Annotated in this window: 17 protein-coding genes; 1 reads left to right on the top strand and 16 read right to left on the bottom strand. The window is 72.4% G+C overall.

Annotated elements, in window-relative coordinates:
- Positions 1-55: 55 nt before the first annotated feature.
- From ruvB to pgsA, 16 genes are all read right to left on the bottom strand, one after another.
- Positions 56-1,087 (bottom strand): Holliday junction branch migration DNA helicase RuvB, encoded by a 1,032-nt coding sequence (gene ruvB / locus AB0K05_RS33060; RefSeq protein WP_271279058.1) that lies wholly within the window; start codon positions 1,085-1,087, stop codon positions 56-58.
- A gap of 52 nt (positions 1,088-1,139) precedes the next feature.
- Entirely contained in the window at positions 1,140-1,760 is a 621-nt protein-coding gene (gene ruvA, locus AB0K05_RS33055; RefSeq protein WP_364234427.1) for a Holliday junction branch migration protein RuvA, read from the bottom strand.
- Positions 1,757-2,287 carry a crossover junction endodeoxyribonuclease RuvC gene (gene ruvC / locus AB0K05_RS33050; protein WP_148034510.1) on the bottom strand — a complete coding sequence of 177 codons (531 nt, stop codon included), beginning with the start codon at positions 2,285-2,287 and terminating at the stop codon, positions 1,757-1,759. Before ruvC ends, ruvA begins: the two co-directional genes overlap by 4 nt.
- 84 nt (positions 2,288-2,371) lie before the next feature.
- Entirely contained in the window at positions 2,372-3,538 is a 1,167-nt protein-coding gene (locus AB0K05_RS33045) for a GNAT family N-acetyltransferase (protein ID WP_364234424.1), read from the bottom strand.
- 11 nt (positions 3,539-3,549) lie between these two features.
- Complete coding sequence (locus tag AB0K05_RS33040) at positions 3,550-5,355, bottom strand: sugar ABC transporter permease (RefSeq protein ID WP_364234421.1); 1,806 nt, start codon at positions 5,353-5,355, stop codon at positions 3,550-3,552.
- A 207-nt stretch (positions 5,356-5,562) separates the two neighbouring features.
- Positions 5,563-6,315: a YebC/PmpR family DNA-binding transcriptional regulator gene (locus AB0K05_RS33035; protein ID WP_148031186.1), complete on the bottom strand. Its 753-nt coding sequence runs from the start codon at positions 6,313-6,315 to the stop codon at positions 5,563-5,565.
- Positions 6,316-6,318: 3 nt separating this feature from the next.
- Positions 6,319-6,897: a pyridoxal 5'-phosphate synthase glutaminase subunit PdxT gene (gene pdxT / locus AB0K05_RS33030; protein WP_148031185.1), complete on the bottom strand. Its 579-nt coding sequence runs from the start codon at positions 6,895-6,897 to the stop codon at positions 6,319-6,321.
- 62 nt (positions 6,898-6,959) lie between these two features.
- Entirely contained in the window at positions 6,960-7,832 is an 873-nt protein-coding gene (locus AB0K05_RS33025; RefSeq protein ID WP_345483110.1) for an endonuclease/exonuclease/phosphatase family protein, read from the bottom strand.
- 825 nt (positions 7,833-8,657) lie between these two features.
- On the bottom strand, positions 8,658-8,813 hold the full coding sequence (locus AB0K05_RS33020) for a hypothetical protein (RefSeq protein WP_271278464.1): 156 nt from the start codon (positions 8,811-8,813) through the stop codon (positions 8,658-8,660).
- A gap of 122 nt (positions 8,814-8,935) precedes the next feature.
- Positions 8,936-10,603 carry an alkaline phosphatase D family protein gene (locus AB0K05_RS33015; RefSeq protein ID WP_364234416.1) on the bottom strand — a complete coding sequence of 556 codons (1,668 nt, stop codon included), beginning with the start codon at positions 10,601-10,603 and terminating at the stop codon, positions 8,936-8,938.
- Between the two features lie 209 nt (positions 10,604-10,812).
- On the bottom strand, positions 10,813-11,727 hold the full coding sequence (gene pdxS, locus AB0K05_RS33010) for a pyridoxal 5'-phosphate synthase lyase subunit PdxS (RefSeq protein WP_148031182.1): 915 nt from the start codon (positions 11,725-11,727) through the stop codon (positions 10,813-10,815).
- A gap of 111 nt (positions 11,728-11,838) precedes the next feature.
- Entirely contained in the window at positions 11,839-12,855 is a 1,017-nt protein-coding gene (locus AB0K05_RS33005; protein ID WP_261808499.1) for a DUF3048 domain-containing protein, read from the bottom strand.
- Between the two features lie 62 nt (positions 12,856-12,917).
- Positions 12,918-13,460 (bottom strand): hypothetical protein, encoded by a 543-nt coding sequence (locus AB0K05_RS33000; RefSeq protein WP_308248774.1) that lies wholly within the window; start codon positions 13,458-13,460, stop codon positions 12,918-12,920.
- Complete coding sequence (locus tag AB0K05_RS32995) at positions 13,457-14,584, bottom strand: glycosyltransferase family 4 protein (RefSeq protein WP_148031180.1); 1,128 nt, start codon at positions 14,582-14,584, stop codon at positions 13,457-13,459. The genes AB0K05_RS33000 and AB0K05_RS32995 overlap by 4 nt, the downstream gene beginning before the upstream one ends.
- Positions 14,581-15,486 carry a phosphatidylinositol mannoside acyltransferase gene (locus AB0K05_RS32990; protein WP_364234413.1) on the bottom strand — a complete coding sequence of 302 codons (906 nt, stop codon included), beginning with the start codon at positions 15,484-15,486 and terminating at the stop codon, positions 14,581-14,583. Before AB0K05_RS32990 ends, AB0K05_RS32995 begins: the two co-directional genes overlap by 4 nt.
- Positions 15,483-16,085, bottom strand: a complete 603-nt coding sequence (gene pgsA / locus AB0K05_RS32985; RefSeq protein WP_148031178.1) for a phosphatidylinositol phosphate synthase — start codon at positions 16,083-16,085, stop codon at positions 15,483-15,485. The genes AB0K05_RS32990 and pgsA overlap by 4 nt, the downstream gene beginning before the upstream one ends.
- A gap of 166 nt (positions 16,086-16,251) precedes the next feature.
- On the opposite strand from pgsA, the gene AB0K05_RS32980 reads away from it, so the two are divergent.
- Positions 16,252-18,396 carry an elongation factor G-like protein EF-G2 gene (locus tag AB0K05_RS32980; RefSeq protein ID WP_364234410.1) on the top strand — a complete coding sequence of 715 codons (2,145 nt, stop codon included), beginning with the start codon at positions 16,252-16,254 and terminating at the stop codon, positions 18,394-18,396.
- Positions 18,397-18,438: the final 42 nt, after the last annotated feature.

The raw sequence follows: 18,438 nt of genomic DNA, 5'->3' as shown, positions 1-18,438 counted from the left end.
GCGTTTCGGCGCGCGGGGAAGTTCCCGATTCGCAATGGTTGCAACCGATTCGTGATCAGGTGGAGGGTCCGGCACCGAACGCGTCGGGCGGTGGTGTCATGCCGAGATGCGTCCAGGCGGCGGCGGTGGCGACCCGGCCGCGCGGGGTGCGCGCGATCAGGCCCTGCCGCACCAGGAACGGCTCGGCCACCACCTCGACGGTCTCCGGCTCCTCCCCCACGGACACGGCGAGGGTGGACAGGCCGACGGGGCCGCCGCCGAACTTGCGCAGCAGCGCGCCGAGCACCGCCCGGTCGAGCCGGTCGAGCCCCTCGCCGTCGACCTCGTACAGCTCCAGCGCCCTGGCGGCCACCGCGCGGTCGACCACGCCGCCGGCGCGCACGTCGGCGTAGTCGCGCACGCGGCGCAGCAGCCGGTTGGCGATGCGGGGGGTGCCGCGCGAGCGCCTGGCGATCTCGTTGGCGGCGTCGTCGGGCAGCTCGACGGCGAGCAGCGCGGCCGAGCGGCGCAGCACCTGCTCCAGTTCGCCGGTCTCGTAGAAGTCCATGTGGGCGGTGAACCCGAACCGGTCGCGCAGCGGCGCCGGCAGCAGGCCGGCCCGGGTGGTGGCGCCGACGAGCGTGAAGGGGGCGATGTCGAGTGGGATAGCGGTGGCGCCGGGACCCTTGCCGACGACGATGTCGACGCGGAAATCCTCCATCGCCATGTAGAGCATCTCCTCGGCGGGGCGGGCCATCCGGTGGATCTCGTCGATGAACAGCACCTCGCCGTCGCCCAGCGTCGACAGGATGGCCGCCAGGTCGCCGGCGCGCTCCAGCGCGGGGCCGGACGTGATGCGCAGCGGCGCGCTCAGCTCCGCCGCGATGATCATGGCGAGGGTCGTCTTGCCGAGCCCCGGCGACCCGTTCATCAGCACGTGGTCGGGCGGCCGCTGCCGCCGCAGCGCGCTCTCCAGCACCAGTGACAGCTGCTCGCGCACCCGGGCCTGGCCGATGAACTCCGCCAGCCGCTTGGGCCGCAGCGCCGCCTCGATCTGCCGCTCCTCGCCGTCGGCGTCGGGCGACACGAGCTCCCGCTCGAACGTCACGACACCACCTCCGCCGGGGATCGGGACGGGCCCACGCCTCCAGGGTGGCGGGTCATCGGACGCTCAGCGCCCGGAGCGCGGCCTTCAGGAGGGCGGCGATCTGCGGCGTGCGGCCGGCGGCCAGGTCGGCCTCCGCCTGGGGCTCGACGGCGGCGACGGCCTCGTCGGCGTCCTTGCCGGAGTAGCCCAGCCCGACCAGCCCCGAGTGGACCTGCTCGCGCCACAGGGTGTCCTTGCGCGAGCCGTTGAGCGCGGCGTCGACCGCCTCAGGGGAGGCGCCCAGGCGGTCTTTCAGCTCCAGGACGATGCGCTGGGCGCCCTTCTGGCCGATGCCCGGCACCTGGGTGAGCGCCTTGAGGTCGGCTCCGGCCACGGCCACGCGCAGGGCCTGCGGGGAGTGGACGGCGAGCATGGCCAGGGCGAGCTTGGGGCCGACGCCGCTGGCCGTCTGGAGCAGCTCGAAGACGGCCCGCTCGTCGTCGGTCGCGAAACCGTACAGGGTGAGCGACTCCTCGCGCACCACGAGCGAGGTGGCCAGGCGCGCCTCCTGCCCGGTCCTGAGCGTGGCGAGGGTGCCTGGCGTGCAGTGGACGAGGACGCCGACGCCGCCGACCTCGACGACGGCCGCGTCGGGGGCGACGGCGGCCACCCGGCCGGTCACGGAGGCGATCACGGCCGCACGCCCTTCCGCGAGGCGCGGGCGACGGCCTCGGCCAGGCGGTGCTGGGCGCCGCCGCGCCACACGTGGCAGATGGCCAGCGCCAGCGCGTCGGCGGCGTCGGCCGGCCTGGGCATCTCGCTCAGCCGCAGCAGCCGGGTGACCATGGCGCCGATCTGCTTCTTGTCGGCGGTGCCGCTGCCGGTGATGGCGGCCTTGACCTCGGACGGCGTGTGGAGCGCGACCGGCAGGCCGCGGCGGGCGGCGCACAGCACGGCGATGCCGGCGGCCTGGGCGGTGCCCATGACGGTGCGGACGTTGTGCTGGGCGAAGACCCGCTCGACCGCGACGGCGTCGGGGCGCACGTCGTCGAGCCACTGCTCGATGCCGGCCTCGATGCCGACGAGCCGGGCGCCCAGCTCGTCGCCGGCGGCGGTGCGGACCACCCCGACGGCCACCAGGCTGAGCGGCGCGCCCGGGCGCCCCTCGACGGCTCCCAGGCCGCACCGGGTCAGCCCCGGATCGACGCCCATCACCCGCACCGGCATGCCTCCCCGCCCCGCCGAACACTAGTTCGGCACGAGACTCTACCCCGCCCTGCCTGCTCGCGCACCGGGAAACGCCTGTCAGAAGTAGTCGAGCATGTACGGGCGAGCGGCGAACGCGGCGTCGAGCACCTCGTCGTGGCGCTCGTCGCCGGTCATGAGCCCGCCGCGCCGCAGCGTGGCGGTGGGGATGCCGGCGTACAGGGCCGAGAAGGCGTTCACGCTCAGCACGGGCGCGTCTTCCCCGGCGGCGTCCGCCTGGCCGAGCCGGGTGGCGGCGCCGGAGCCGCCCGCGAACTCCAGGCGCCACAGGCCCGCGTTGCCCGCCCGCAGCGGGTCATCCACCCGCACGACGACGGCGGCTCCGACCGCGGCCGGATAGCCCCTGCGCGCCACCGCCTCCACCAGGTCGATGACCCGGAACATCCACCGCACCTGCTCGGTCTTCTCCTTCGACCGCTCGCGCAGCAGCCACAGCACCGGGTCGTCGGGCGCGACCACGGCCTTGACCTGCTTGGCGACCGACGAGGACGTGCCGACCAGCGACCACAGCGCCCTGGCGGTGTCGGCCGAGCCGGCGACCACGCCGTCGACCTCGATGTCCTGGCCGTCCCACCGGTAGACGACGAACCCGTCGTCGGCCAGGTAGAGGAAGTCGTCCTCCTCGGACAGCCACAGCCGCCAGATGTCCTCCCCGTACGTGATGGGGCCGCTGGCGCGGGCGGCGCCGTGCAGCCGGTGCAGCAGGGCGATGACCTCGGCGGCGTCGTCGGGCCCCATCCGGCGGAGCTTGACGTCCTTGCCTGGCGGGATCGTGCGCAGCGCCTCGGCGGGCAGGGTCATCAGGTTCTGGGCGCCCGCGTGCTCGTAGCCGAGCGACCGGTAGATGGGGGTGGTGGCGGGATAGAGCGCCGACACGGCGTCGCCGAGCGCGGCGGCCCGCTCGATCACGGCGCGCATGATGAGGCTGCCGACGCCGCGCCCGCGGTCTTCCGGGCTGACGGTCACGCCGGCGACGCCGGACATGGGCTGCGGCCTGCCGTGCCACCACTGGGTGAAGGGCCGCAGCCGGGCGGCGGCCGCCATCCGGCCGCCGTCGAAGGCTCCCAGGTAGCGGCCCGCGGCCAGGGTCGGGTGCACCAGCTTGCGGAAGGTCTCCACGTGTCCGGCGGGGATGGGGCCGAAGGCGCGCTTGCGAAGGTCGAGCACGGCGTCGAGGTCGTCGGCCGTCAGGTCACGAATGTCCACAACCGTCCAACCTAAGCATCCGGCCCGTGCTCCCGCGACCCGATATCGCGCCCGACGGTGAGGGCGAGCCGGTCCAGGTACAGCAGTTGCGCCGCGACGGCGGCGGCGAGCGCGAGCACGATCGCGATCAGCGGTGTGGCGAGACCCACGTCGGCGCCGCCGCCGGGGAACTGGCTCGACGCCATGAACTGGGCGAGCGGCGCGGTGGCCAGGTCCGGCTGCTGGGTGACCAGGAGCGGCCAGAGCAGGTCCTGGGCGTTCACCAGTGTGACGGCGATGACCAGGACGCAGGCCATCGGGAACGAGGGTCTGACGACGCCTGAGAGCAGGTCACCGGTGTTGCGCTCGGCCAGGCCCCTGCAGAGCAGGGTGAGGATGACCAGGGCGGGCACGCTGACGAGCAGCGGTGGCACGAGGGCGGCGATGGTGTCGACGAGACCGAGGCCGCGCAGGGTGTTCCAGTTGGCGATGCTGAGCGGGCCCGCGCCGACGAACAGCCAGGGGGCGAACGGCAGCAGAAGCCACTCGCTGCGCCTGCCCAGCGGGCGCAGGCCGCCGATGCCGAGCGCGCCGAGATAGGCGACGCCGACGGAGACCAGCGCGCCGGCGAAGGCGGGCAGCCAGGTGTTCAGGTGCACGTTCCGCCCGTGGGGCGCGCCCGCCTCCGCCGGCTGGAGAAGGGCCGACAGCCAGGGACGGCTCCACAGGAAGAAGAGGACGGTCGCCACGAGCAGCGCGGCCACCCCGACGGCCACGTCCGCCGCCGAGGGCTTCCGGGCGGTGTCCGGCTTCCCGGCCCCGGTCTCGTACGGGGTGCCCGGCGCGTACGGGTTGCCCGGAGGGGGCGCGGCGCCGTACGGGACGGCCGCGCCCGGCGGCTGGCCGGACAGCCCGGTCGCGAGCCCGGCGTCCTGCGGCTGGGCCTGGAAGTACGGACTGCCTGGGCCCGCCGCGGGAGCCTGCGCGGAGTGGTCCTCGTCCGGAGCGGTGGCGGGGGTCACGGTGAGGCGCATGCGGGTGGCGATCGCGAGGATCGTGGCGGCGATGCCGAGCACGCCGAGGATCACGCCCGTCAGGGTGGCGATCGCGGCTCCCATGCCCAGCCTGGCCGCCCGCCAGGTGAACGTGTACTGCAGGAGCGCGAGCGTCTGGGTGGAGTCGCGCGGCCCGCCCCCGGTCAGCACCAGCCCGAGCGTGAACAACTGCAGCCCCGCCGCGACGGTGGCGAGCGCGACGATCCCGGCGACCGCGAGCATGGCCGGGGTGAGGGTGCCGCCGCGCAGCGCGGGCAGGAACGCCAGGACGGCCGCCGCGCACACCACGCCGAAGGTGGCCGCGGCGACGATGAGCCGGAGCGTTCCCGGGGCGGTCGCCGGTTCGGCGAGTGAGCGTGCCATGGCCGTCAGGCCCTCGGCGTCCGGCCGGAGCCCGCGCAGCCAGGAGACGGCGACGGCGGCCGGCGCGAAGGTCACCAGGGACAGCGACAGGAGGATGCGCCCGGCCCGCCTGACCCAGGCGCCGCCCCGGTCGAGGGCGAGCGCCAGCAGCGGCGCGACCACCAGGGCGACGAGCAGCGGCATGATCGTCACCGACAGGGTGAAGCCGAGCGCCGGCCAGAACGAGTCGTCGCCGAGCAGCCGGCCGAAGTTGCCGAGCCCGGCGAACGCGCTCGGCCCCACGAGCCCGCCCGAGCGCAGGCTGAAGCCGATCGTCAGGACCGTGGGCAGGAGCAAGGTGATCAGCATGCCCAGCACGGCCGGCATGAGGAGCAGCCAGCCCAGCACCGGGGCCGGGGAGTCAGGAGTGCGGGAGGTCACGACGCCCGACCCTATGCCGATTCCGGCCCGCCCTGCTACGCGTCCGGGAACGTGCCGAGCGGGAACGACGGCCCCCCCTGGGACGGCCCCCAGGAGGCCGCTGACGGCACGCCGTGAGCCCCCGGCTACCCAGGCCGGACGACACGCCCGCCTCCGCGCGACGGCGCGCTGAGCGCCCGCGAGGAGCAGGCTCGCGACGGCGGCCCGTCAGGCGTCGAGCTTCTCCATGACCTCGTCGGAGACGTCGAAGTTGGCGTAGACGTTCTGCACGTCGTCGCTGTCCTCGAGCGCGTCGATGAGCCGGAACACCTTCTTGGCGGCCTCCTCGTCGAGGGGCACGCTCATCGTCGGCAGGAAGCTGGAGTCGGCCGAGTCGTAGTCGATGCCGGCGTCCTGCAGCGCCTTGCGCACCGGCACCAGGTCGCCCGCCTCGCACACCACCTCGAACGACTCGCCCAGGTCGTTGACCTCCTCGGCGCCCGCGTCGAGCACGGCCATGAGCACGGTGTCCTCGTCGAGCCCGTCGCCGGGCACGATCACGACGCCCTTGCGGTTGAACATGTAGGACACCGAGCCGGGGTCGGCCAGCGAGCCGCCGTTGCGGGTCAGCGCGACCCGGACCTCCGAGGCGGCGCGGTTGCGGTTGTCGGTCAGACACTCGATGAGCACCGCGACGCCGCCGGGGGCGTAGCCCTCGTACATGATGACCTGGTAGTCGGCGCCGCCGGCCTCCAGGCCGCCGCCACGCTTGCGGGCCCGCTCGATGTTGTCGTTGGGGACCGAGTTCTTCTTCGCCTTGAAGATCGCGTCGAACAGCGTGGGGTTGGCATCCGGGTCAGGCCCGCCAGTCCTGGCCGCCACCTCGATGTTCTTGATGAGCTTCGCGAACAGCTTGCCGCGCTTGGCGTCGAGCGCGGCCTTCTTGTGCTTCGTCGTCGCCCATTTGGAGTGGCCGGACATCGCCTATAGCTCCCTCACCATGTCTACGAAGTATCGGTGCACGCGCGTGTCTCCCGTCAGCTCGGGATGGAACGACGTCGCGAGCAACGGCCCCTGTCGGACCGCGACGATCCTATCCCCAGGCTCGGCCCGCCCCAGCACGTCGACTCCCGGCCCGACCGATTCGACCCAGGGGGCGCGGATGAAGACGGCGTGCACGGGGGCGCCGGCGAAGTCGAGGCCGGCCTCGAAGGAGTCGACCTGGCGCCCGAAGGCGTTGCGCCTGACCACCATGTCGATGCCGCCGATCGTCTGCTGGCCGGCGACGCCGTCCTCGATGCGGTCGGCCAGCATGATCATGCCGGCGCACGAGCCGTAGGCGGGCATGCCTTCCTTGACCCGCATCCGCAGCGGTTCGAGCATGTCGAAGGTCTCGGCGAGCTTCCACATGGTGGTCGACTCGCCGCCGGGGATGACCAGGGCGTCGACGGCGTCGAGCTCGGCCGGCCGGCGCACGGGGCGGGCCTCGGCGCCCGCCTCCTGGAGCATGCGCACATGCTCACGCACGTCGCCTTGCAGAGCGAGTACCCCAATTTCGGGCACGGTCGTCCTTCCGTCAGCTTCAGGGTGTCGTCCGTTCAACACCGCACATACCTGACATCTTCCTACAGAGCCAGTTCGGCGTAGAGCGGCCGGTGATCGGAGAGCGTGACGCCGTGGCCGACGTGGCAGCGGCGGACGGCGCCGGGCGGCGCGAACACGTAGTCGAGTTTCTTGCGCCCGCCGCTGCCGAGGTGCGTCCACCGTCCGGTGCGGTCGCCGCCGCGCTGGTCGCACTCCCGGTGACGCCGGTAGGCGGGGGCGACCGCGCGGCGGCCGGCGGCGGCGCCGGTGCGGCTGTCCGGCGGCGCGGCGTTCAGGTCGCCGCCGAAGACGGCCCGGTGGCCCTCCTTGGCGGCGATGTCGAGCAGCCTTCTGATCTGTTTGGTGCGGTAGGGGGCGCCCGGCTGCCTGTCGTCGTACGGGGTGCCGGCCGACAGGTGGGTGTTGCAGGCGTGCACGCGGATGGCCCGAACGGTGGCGCAGAGGACGGCGCGGCGTACGTACCAGGGCGGGGAGGGCAGCGGATGGACGCGGAAGTCGGCCTCGTGGCGGGCGACGGCGACGGCGATGCTCTGCGCGCCGCGCGGGCGGCCTAGGCGGTCGGGGTGGCACGGGTACGGGACGCCGGCGGAGTCCAGCAGGCTCCAGGAGCCGACCGTCCAGGCGCGGCCGGTGCGGATCTCCAGCGTGCGTTCGAGGGTGTGGGTCGCGCCGGAGCAGAACTCCTGCAGGAAGATCACGTCCGGGCGGACGGGGGTGCCGATCGCGTGCCCGCTGATGTTCCAGGCCAGTTCCTGGGCTCCGGCCCGGTACAGGGCGCACGCCGCGTTCGTGCCCGCGCACACGTTCCAACTGAGCACCGACAGCCGGACCCGCCCGTCCGTCGCGACGCCCGTGACGGTCAGGGCCAGCGTGAGGATCAGCCGTGCGACCACGAACGCATCCAACCAGATGGCCAGACTCCCGCGGATCCCGTACGAGCAGACAGCAACCCAGCCCCACCCCGGCGAAACGGAGCCTGGGAACCCCACCGGCCTCATCACCGGGCGAGACCCGCAACTCCCGCTTCCGGGACGACGCCACGAGCGAGAGTCCGCGGCCCCCCGACACGAACGTCACGAACCAGAGTCGGGAAAACCTAGTCTCGCGCGAGTGTCACCAGCCAAGGCCCGAAAACCCCGCCTTGGCACGGACGTCACAACTGCGGTCCCAGCTCACCTCCTGCGCGGACATCAAACCGCGGTCCCAGCTCACCTCCCGCGCGGACATCAAAACCGCGGTCCCAGCCCACCTCCCGCGCGCACCTTCACAACGCGCCCCAAAACTCCACCTCACGCGGGCATCACAACCGTCCGCGCCCGAGAAGCCTCCCCGCGCGAGCGTGACGCGCCAGGACCCGAAAACCCCCACCTCGCGCGCGAGCGTCATGGGGCGATCCCACCTCCTCGAGGTCCTCACGGGCGAGGCTCTGGGATCCGCGTCGGCGGAGAACGCCGCGCTCAGGATCTGCGGGTAACAGCCCTCGGGCCTCACGGGCCGGCGTTGGGAATCCGCGTTGGAGGGAACGCCGCGCTCAGGACCCGTGGGGGCCGTCCCCCGGCCCCACGGGCAAGCGTGAGCTCGGGGTGGATGGTCGCGCAGTGGTAGCGGCCGGCCCCCGGGCCGCACGGGCGAGCGTCCGGGATCCGCGCCGGAGAGAACGCCACGTTCAGGATCTGTGGGTAGCCGTCTCCTGGGGCGGGGTTCCGCCCTCAGAGGGGTCACGGGCATTCGATCGTCCAGCGGACGGTGTCCTCGGCCGTCATCTGGCCGCTGACACGGGCCGACGGGTCGAATCGGCGCAACGCCCGGGATCCGGTCATCACGAAGGTGGCCTTGGTGTACGCCTCCGCACGGGGCTCGCGTACGGTCGGCACGACCTTACGGAGTGCGGCATCCCAGCTCCTGGGAGGACCTCAGAGGCGAGGGTCTGGGATCCCCTCCCGGATAGCCGTCTCCGGGAGGGGAGGGCTGGGGGCGGGGTTCCGCCCCCAGAAGATCACGGGCGTTCGGTTTCCCAGCGGACGGTGTCCTCGGCCGTCATCTGGCCGCTGGAGCGGGCCGACGGGTCGAGCGGGCGCAGGTAGGTCTGCTGGACGCCCGGGACCCCGTCCTCGATCACGAAGGTGGCCTTGGTGTGCGCCTCCGCGCCGGGCTCGCGTACGGTCGGCACCACCTTGAAGTCGGCGGTGAGCCGCTCGCGCTCGACCCGGGTGATCACGTAGCCGCGCTGGTTGTTGTAGAAGCGCAGGTGGGGGTTGATGCCCAGGAAGGGGTGCGTGGCGGGGTCGGAGTCGGCGCCGTCGCCGCCGCTGGTGATGGAGGTGGCGACGAGTTCGGAGCCGACCGAGGGCCCGGTCGGGTCGTCGTAGTCGAGCTTGAGGTCGGCGGCCCAGTGGGCGTGCACGTCGCCGGTGAGCACGACCGGGTTGCGCACGCCGGCGTCGATCCAGCCCTGGGTGATGCGCCGCCGGGAGGCGACGTAGCCGTCCCAGGCGTCCTGGCTGGTGACCTTGGCGGGGCCGGCGTTGTTGTCGCGCTGGGCGAAGAACACCTGCTGGCCGAGGACGTCCCACTGGGCGCCGGAGCGGCGGAAGCCGTCGAGCAGCCACTCCTCCTGCCGGGCTCCGGTGATGGACCTGGCGGGGTCGGTGGCGTCGGGGCAGTCGCGGTAGCCGTCGCCGCAGCCCTGGTCGTCGCGGTACTGGCGGGTGTCGAGCATGTGGAAGGTGGCCATCCGGCCCCACCGCACCCGCCGGAACAACTGCATGTCGACGCCGCGCGGGATGGAGTCGCGGCGCAGCGGCATGTTCTCGTAGTAGGCGCGGAAGGCGGCCTCGCGCCGGGCGAGGAAGTCCGGCTGCGGCCGGTCGGGGCGCTCGGGGATCTCGCCGGCCCAGTTGTTGTCCACCTCGTGGTCGTCCCAGACGACCAGCCACGGCGCGGCGGCGTGCGCGGCCCGCAGGTCGGGGTCGGTCTTGTACTGGGCGTGCCGGAGCCGGTAGCCGGCGAGGGTCTCGGTCTCCGGGCCCTCGTGGTCGCGGACGTTGCCGCCGGGGGCCTCGTAGCTGTTCCTGGCGTACTCGTACTGGTAGTCGCCCAGGTGCAGTATGAGGTCGGGGTGCTCCTCGGCGAGCCTGCGGTAGGCGGTGAAGTAGCCGTGCTCGTACTGGCTGCAGGAGACGAAGGCCATCGCCAGCGGGCCGCCGTAGGAGTGCGGGTGCGGCGCGGTGCGGGCGCGCCCGACAGGCGAGACGTACGGGCCGGCGCGGAAGCGGTACCAGTAGTCGCGCCCGGCGCTGAGGCCGTCCAGCTCGACGTGCACGCTGTGGCCCCATTCCGGCGCGGCGACGGCGACGCCGGAGCGGACCAGGCGGCGGCAGCGCTCGTCGGCGTACACCTGCCAGCGCACCTGGACGGGCCGGGCCGGCATGCCGCCGAGGCCGTCCTCGGCCAGCGGCTGCGGGGCGAGCCTGGTCCACAGCACGAAGCCGTCGCTGCCGGGGTCGCCGCAGGCGACGCCGAGGGTGAAGGGATCGGTGCGCGGATCGCGTGAGGCGAGGGCCTGCGCGGTCCCGGGGTCCGCGTGCGCGGCGGCGGGGATGGCGGCGGCCGCGCCGGCCGCCAGACCGGTGACGAGGAAGTGCCGGCGGTTGAGCTCGGGCATGGGAGGCTCCTGAGGAGGCGATCATGGCCAGGGGGACGTCCGTATCCTGACTGGTGATCCTGACTCCCGAGTGAACGCCGATCAACACAAAAATGGCGACATCCTTCGCGGATGTCGCCATTTTCGGAAATAAGCACCCACTGTACGGGTCACCCGCCGGACAAGATCGTCTCATCCGGCGGGCCCGGACACGGGGTGCGACGCGCCGGTTACCAGCCGCGCTCGGCCAGGCGGTGCGGCTGCGGGATCTCGTCGACGTTGATGCCGACCATGGCCTCGCCCAGGCCGCGCGAGACCTTGGCGATGACGTCGGGGTCGTCGTGGAAGGTGGTGGCCTTGACGATGGCGGCGGCGCGCTTGGCCGGGTCGCCCGACTTGAAGATGCCGGAGCCGACGAACACGCCCTCGGCGCCGAGCTGCATCATCATCGCGGCGTCGGCCGGGGTGGCGATGCCGCCCGCGGTGAACAGCACGACCGGCAGCTTGCCGGCCTTGGCCACCTCGGCGACCAGCTCGTACGGGGCCTGCAGCTCCTTGGCGGCAACGTACAGCTCGTCCTCGGGCAGCGAGGCGAGGCGCTTGAGCTCGCCGCGGATGGTGCGCATGTGGGTGACGGCGTTGGAGACGTCGCCGGTGCCGGCCTCGCCCTTGGAGCGGATCATGGCCGCGCCCTCGGTGATGCGGCGCAGGGCCTCGCCCAGGTTGGTGGCGCCGCACACGAAGGGCACCGTGAACTGCCACTTGTCGATGTGGTTGGCGTAGTCGGCCGGGGTGAGCACCTCGGACTCGTCGACGTAGTCTACGCCGAGCGACTGCAGCACCCGCGCCTCGAGGAAGTGGCCGATGCGGGCCTTGGCCATGACGGGGATCGAGACGGCGTTGACGATCCCGTCGATCATGTCGGGGTCGCTCATCCTGGAGACGCCGCCCTGCGCACGGATGTCGGCGGGCACGCGCTCCAGGGCCATGACGGCGACCGCACCGGCGTCCTCGGCTATCTTCGCCTGCTCGGGGGTGACGACGTCCATGATGACGCCACCCTTGAGCATCTCCGCCATGCCTCGCTTGACGCGGGCGGTGCCGGTGCCGGTGGTCGACGGGGTTTCGGGCGTGCTGGTGGACAACGGTCTTCCTCACGAGCTAGGGGGAACGGTAAGTTTTCAAACCCATCGTAGGTCCTGAGGCACTTCTCCCCCGCATGCCACCATGTCACGAATGGCGCGGAGTTTTGTACGTCACGGCGTCACGGGCTTGCGGCTGGCGAGCGCCACCCAGACCTGACCGGGCGCGAAGTTCATCGGCTCGCCGCTCTGTGTGGTGAACGTCGTGCCGCCCTCTTCGGATTCCCGCTCCCACCTCGCCTTGTACGCCTTGCCGTCGCGCAGCACGATGGCCGAGCCCTTGCCGACGGTCTTCACCAGCGGCGTGTAGCTCTGGTTGGAGTCGTGGAACTCGGAGCGCTCGGTCTTGGTGTACTGGATGACGACCGTGGACGCGCCGAGCTGGCCGCCCTCCGCCGCCACGTCCTTCTTGCCGTCCTGCCAGATCAGCCACTGCTTCTCGTCCTCCGACCAGCGGAAGGTGAAGCGGGCAGCGGGCCACTTGACGGTGTACGACGTGCGGTCGACGCCGCCCTCCGCGGGCGGGTCGCCGAAGGTGAAGCCGATGTCGCCGGCCTTGCTCGCCTGCCGGGCGGCGGCCAGGAGCTTCTTGGGCCTGGCGAACAGGTTGTAGGGGGCGTAGCGGCCGGGCTCGCGGTAGTAGGCGCCGGGCACCCGGCTGTCGGAGACGTCGTGCAGCGACGCCTCGGCGATGAACGGCAGCATCTTGGTCTGCGCGCCCGAGTACGCGAACGCGGGCTCGCCGAACATGGGCGCCACGTGCAGGTCGGTGATGCGGGCGCTGCGGACCGGCCCGATCTTGGCCGGGATCTTCGAGGAGAAGACCGCGATCAGGCGGGTCAGGCCGGCCTCGACCTGCGTGACGTACACGATGTCGGCGCTCTTGAGACCCATCTGCGGCTTGCCAGCCGCGGTGTTCTCGATCTTGACGGCGAGCACCGGCTTCATCTTGTCGGCGGGCTGCCCGGTGAAGGGATGCAGGTTCTCCGGCGTCGGCTCCTCGGTCGGCGTGGCCGACTCGCTGGCCTGCGGGGCGGCGCCCCCCGCGGGCTCGTCCGACGAGCAGGCCGTGACAGGGAGCAGAACAGCCAGCCCGGCCAGCGTCACGGTGATCATCCGGGGTAGCCGCACCTGTACACTCCTCCGCTTTTGCCCAGAACGGATGGAAGCTTACCGGTCTCCCTCAAACCGGGTCATTCAGTTGCCATCGTCGCGGGCGGATTGTCATCGATCTCGAAGAATTGCGGATACTCCGTATGACCCGCCAGCCGCAGCGTGCGCGCCAGCCACCGCCGCTGCGCCGCCCGCGTGACCGCGACCGCGTTGTTGTAGAAGCGGCGCGAGTAGACCACCTTGGCCACCGCGGCGTCCAGCTCCTCCAGCAGGTCCTGGCCGCCGGGCGACTCGCCCAGCCTCTCCCTGAACCGCTCCTGGTCCACCACCGCGCGCAGCGCCCCCGACAGATCGCTCTCGGCGTGCTCGCGCTCCTCGGGGCCGGCCATCCTGGCCTCGTGGGCGGCCGCCGCCAGCACCAGCGAGGTCGCCGGGTCGAGCAGCCGGGAGCCTGCCAGCTCCAGCACCACGGCCCGCCGCCGCACCAGCGCCGCCTCCAGCGCCTCGCGGGCCAGCTCCAGCCGGATGTGCAGCCGGTCCAGGCGGCCCGCCCGCCAGGAGATGTAGACGGCCGTGAGCACCACGACGATGCCCACGACCAGGACGATCATCGTGGGTGTCACAGGTCTTCCTCCACGCCGGCGCCGGCCGCCGTCACCGTCTCGTAGACGCGCACCACGTCACGCGCGACCGTCGACCAGTCGTACTTCATGACCGCGACCAGGGCCTCCTCGGCGAGCTTGGCCCGCCGGTCCGGCGCGTCGAGCAGCGCGCCCGCCTCGCGCGCCAGCGAGGCCGGGTCGCCGTTGGCGAACAGCGCGCCCGCCTGCCCCTCGCCGAGCACCTTGCGGAACGCCGGGATGTCGCTGGCCAGCACCGTCGCGCCGGAGGCCATGGCCTCGGCGAGGACGATGCCGAAGCTCTCGCCGCGGGTGTTGGGCGCGCAGAACACGTCGACCGAGTGGTAGGCGCGGATCTTGTCGGCCTCGCTCACCATGCCGAGCACGGTCACCCGGTCGCGGAACTCCTTGCGCACCCGGTCGTAGACGTCGCCGGTGTCGCCGGGCCCGGCGATCAGCAGCTTGACGTCAGGCCGCTCGGCGGCCAGCAGGTTGAAGGCGTCGAGCAGGATCGGCAGGCCCTTGCGCTCCTCGTCCATGCGGCCGAGGAAACCGATCGTGGCGCCGCCGGGCCCCCAGCCGTCGAGCGGCTCGGCGTCGGTGTAGCGGCTGACGGTCACGCCGTTGGGGATCACCACGGTGTCGCCGCCGAACTGCTCGACCAGGCTCTTGCGGGCGGCGTCGGAGACCGCGATGCGGCCGCTGAGCTTCTCCAGCGCGCTCTGCAGCAGCGGCTCGGCCATCGCGATCGCCCGGGAGCGGGTGAAGGAGGCGTGGAAGGTGGCCACGATCGGCCCCTTCGCCGCCCAGCAGGCCAGCACGCCCAGGCTGGGGATCAGCGGCTCGTGGATGTGGAGCACGTCGAAGCGGCCGTTGCGCACCCAGCGGCGCACCCGGGCGGCCGACAGGAAGCCGAACGACATCCGGGCCACCGACCCGTTGTAGGGCACCGGCACCGCGCGGCCGGCGCCCGTCACGTAGCCGGGAAGCTCGTCGTCGTCACTGGCAGGCGCGATGACGGAGACCTCGTGGTCCTGCGCCATGAGCGCCTGGGCCAGGTCGTCGACGTGCTGCTTGACACCGCCGGGCACGTCCCACGAGTAGGGGCAGACGATGCCGATCCTCACCGCGGGTCGTCCAGCCACAGGCGCTGCAGCATGTGCCAGTCTTCGGGGTGTTCGGCGATGCCCTTCTCGAAGACGTCGGCCAGGCCCTGCGCCACGGCCGCGACCTTCTCCTGGCGGGTGCCCTCCTCGGGCACCGGCACCTCCTCGTGGATGTGGATGCCCCAGTCGGCGCCGTCGAAGTAGACGACGGCGGGCAGCAGCGCGGCGCCGGTCTGCACGGCCAGCAGCGGCGGGCCGGCAGGCACCTTGGTGGTCGCGCCGAAGAACTGCACCTCGACGCCGCTCTTGGTGAGGTCGCGCTCGGCCGGCAGGCACACCACGCCGCCCTTGCGCACCCGGGAGGCGAGGGTGCCGAAGTTGTGGCCGTCGCCGCCGGTCAGCGGCAGCACCTCCATGCCCAGCCCCTCGCGGAAGCGCACGTAGCGGCGGAACAGCGACTCGGGCCGCAGCCGCTCCGCCACGGTGGTGAACGGATGGCCGACGCCGACCAGCCAGGCGCCCGCGGCGTCCCAGTTGCCCATGTGGGGCAGCGCCAGCACCACGCCGCGGCCCGCGGCGACGTTGCCGTGGACGTGTTCGGCGCCGACCACGTGGGTGCGCCGGACGATCTCCGCGCGGTCGATGGAGGGCAGCCGGAAGATCTCGTGGAAGTAGCGGAAGTAGGACCGCATGCCGGCCCTGGTGAGCTCGCCGAGCTCGCTGCTGCCGGGCCGCAGCCCGGTCACCCTGGCCAGGTTGGCCTCCAGGCGGCGCACCGACCTGCCGCGCCGCCGCCACACCCGGTCGGCCAGAAACCCGAACGCCGCGGCCGTCGGGCGTTCGGGCAGGTAGGGGACCAGCGTCCAGCCCGCCGCGAACCCCGCGGCGACGACGCGATCGGTGACTGACGGCTTGCCGCTCATCGCTCCCTCGTCTGCCGGTAGACATGGACCACGCGCTGTACAACGGTGACGGCTCCGGCCGCCGCGAGCAACCACATGCCGGCCGCCAGCAGGTAGGGCACCCCCAGCCCTGAGAAGCAGGCGGCGACCAGGACCACCACCAGCCGCTCGGGACGCTCGGCCAGGCCCACGTCGCAGGTCAGCCCGAGCCCTTCGGCCCGCGCCTTCGCGTAGGACACCAGCAGGCCCGCCACCAGGGCGAACAGCGTCACTCCCGCCAGCAGGGCGTCACCGTCGGCGATGAAGTAGAGGATCAGCCCGGAGAAGATGGCCGCGTCGGCGACCCGGTCGAGCGTGGAGTCGAGGAACGCCCCCCACGTGCTGCCCCCTCCCCCGCCGAGCCGCGCCACCACGCCGTCGAGCAGGTCGAACAGCACGAACACGGTGATCACCAGGGCGCCGGCGGTGAGCAGGCCCATGGGGAAGAAGAACAGGGCGGAGACCACCGTGCCGAGAGTGCCGATCGCCGTGACGGCGTCCGGGCCGATCCCGCGGCGGACCAGTGCCCTGCCCAACGGGGTGAGTAGCCGGGTCACGGCCGGGCGCAGGAGTTTCAGCATCGCGATGTCGATCGTAGGCCATCCCGGCACCGGCCACTTTCTTTGCCCCGGCCCCCTTGTGATATCCGCCACATGGGTATTTGGTGAACACACCGCGTCCATGCGGTTTTCTCACTCCCCGCGCGGGCGCGGCGTTGGCACGCAAACCGACGACGCGGGAGGCGTAGTGGCGGACAAGAACGCGGGCGGGGCCATGGGAGCCGCGGGCAGGGCACCAGCGGCCGACAAGGCGGATGCGATACGCAATGTCGTCCTGGTCGGCCACTCGGGAGCGGGCAAGACGACCCTGGTCGAGCAACTGCTGGCGGCGACCGGCACCATCCAGCGGGCAGGCCGGGTGGAAGACGGCAACACGGTCAGCGACTTCGACGAGGTGGAGGTGCGCCAGCAACGCTCGGTCAACCTGACACCGGCGCCGCTGACCTTCAACGGCATCAAGATCAACCTTCTCGACACCCCCGGCTACGCGGACTTCGTCGGCGACCTGCGGGCCGGGCTGCGCGCCGCCGACGCGGCGCTGTTCGTGGTGTCGGCCACCGACGGGATCGACGGGCTCACCCAGATGCTGTGGGAGGAGTGCGCCCAGGTCCGCATGCCCAGGGCCGTGGTCATCACCAAGCTCGACCACCAGCGGGCCGACTTCGACGGGGTGCTCGCCACCTGCCAGGAGGTCTTCGGCGACGGGGTCGCTCCCCTGTATCTGCCGGTCATCACGAACGGGAACGTGAACGGCCTGATCGGGCTGCTGACGCAGAAGTTCTACAACTACGCGGGCGGCGGCACCCGTACGGAGAAGGAGCCGGGAGCGGAGTACGAGACCCGCATCGAGGAGCATCGCGGCGTCCTGATCGAGGGGATCATCCAGGAGAGCGAGGACGAGTCGCTCATGGAGCGCTACCTCGAGGGTGAGCCCATCGACATCAAGGTGCTCGTCCAGGACCTGGAGAAGGCGGTCTGCGAGGGCGACTTCCACCCGGTGCTCTGCACCGGGCTCGGCGTGGGCGCGATCGAGCTGCTGGAGCTCGTCACCCAGGGCTTCCCCGCGCCCCACGAGCACCCGATGCCCGAGATCACCACCCTCGACGGCAAGCCGGTGGCGAACATCGCCTGCGACCCCGACGGCCCGCTGGTGGCCGAGGTCGTCAAGACGACCAGCGACCCATACGTGGGCCGCATCAGCCTGGTGCGCGTCTTCTCCGGCACGCTGCGGCCCGACATGACCGTGCACGTCTCCGGCCACGGCCTGGCCGAGCGCGGCCACGAGGACCACGACGTCGACGAGCGCGTCGGCGCCCTGAGCTGCCCGCTCGGCAAGCAGCAGCGCCAGACCGCCAAGGGCGTGGCGGGCGACATCGTGGCCGTGGCCAAGCTGTCGCGGGCCGAGACCGGCGACACGCTGTCGGAGGTCGAGCGGCCGCTGCTGATGACCGCCTGGGACATGCCCGAGCCGCTGCTGCCGGTGGCGATCCGCGCCAAGTCCAAGGCCGACGAGGACAAGCTGGGGCAGGCGCTGGGCCGCCTGGTGGCCGAGGACCCGACGCTGCGCCTGGAGAACAACGCCGAGACCCGGCAGCTCGTGCTGTGGTGCATGGGCGAGGCGCACACCGACGTGCTGCTGGACCGGCTGGCCAAGCGCCACGGGGTCGAGGTGGAGCGGATCGGCCTGCGGGTGCCGCTGCGGGAGACGTTCGGCGGCCGGACGCAGGCGATGGGCCGCAACGTCAAGCAGACCGGCGGCCACGGCCAGTACGCCATCTGCCATCTGGAGGTGGAGCCGCTGCCGTCGGGCGGCGGGTTCGAGTTCGTCGACAAGATCGTCGGCGGCGTCGTGCCGCGCCAGTTCATCCCGTCGGTCGAGAAGGGCGTGCGGGCCCAGATGGACCGGGGGGTGCGCGCCGGCTATCCGGTCGTGGACGTCCGGGTCACGCTGTACGACGGCAAGGCCCATTCCGTCGACTCCTCCGACATGGCGTTCCAGATCGCCGGTCAGCTGGCGTTGAAGGAGGCGGCGTCGAAGGTGCCGACGCTGCTGCTGGAACCGGTCGACGAGTTGTCCGTGCTGGTCTCCGACGAGCACGTGGGCGCCGTGATGTCCGACCTGTCGTCGCGGCGCGGGCGGGTGCTCGGCACCGAGCCGGTGGGCCGCGGCCGCACCCTGGTCAAGGCGGAGGTGCCGCAGCTGGAGGTCACCCGGTACGCGATCGACCTGCGCTCCATGTCCCACGGCACCGGCACCTTCCAGCGCGCGTTCCTGCGCTACGAGCCGCTGCCGCCGCATCTCGCCGACAAACTGGCCGCGGAGTCGGGCTAGGGTCCCGCCGGGTCGCCGGGAGGGCAGCCCCTCCCGGCCCAC

This window comes from Nonomuraea sp. NPDC049486 (assembly GCF_040676925.1).
In the GTDB taxonomy this organism is placed as follows: domain Bacteria; phylum Actinomycetota; class Actinomycetes; order Streptosporangiales; family Streptosporangiaceae; genus Nonomuraea; species Nonomuraea ferruginea.
This window is presented reverse-complemented; position numbering and strand designations above follow the sequence as displayed.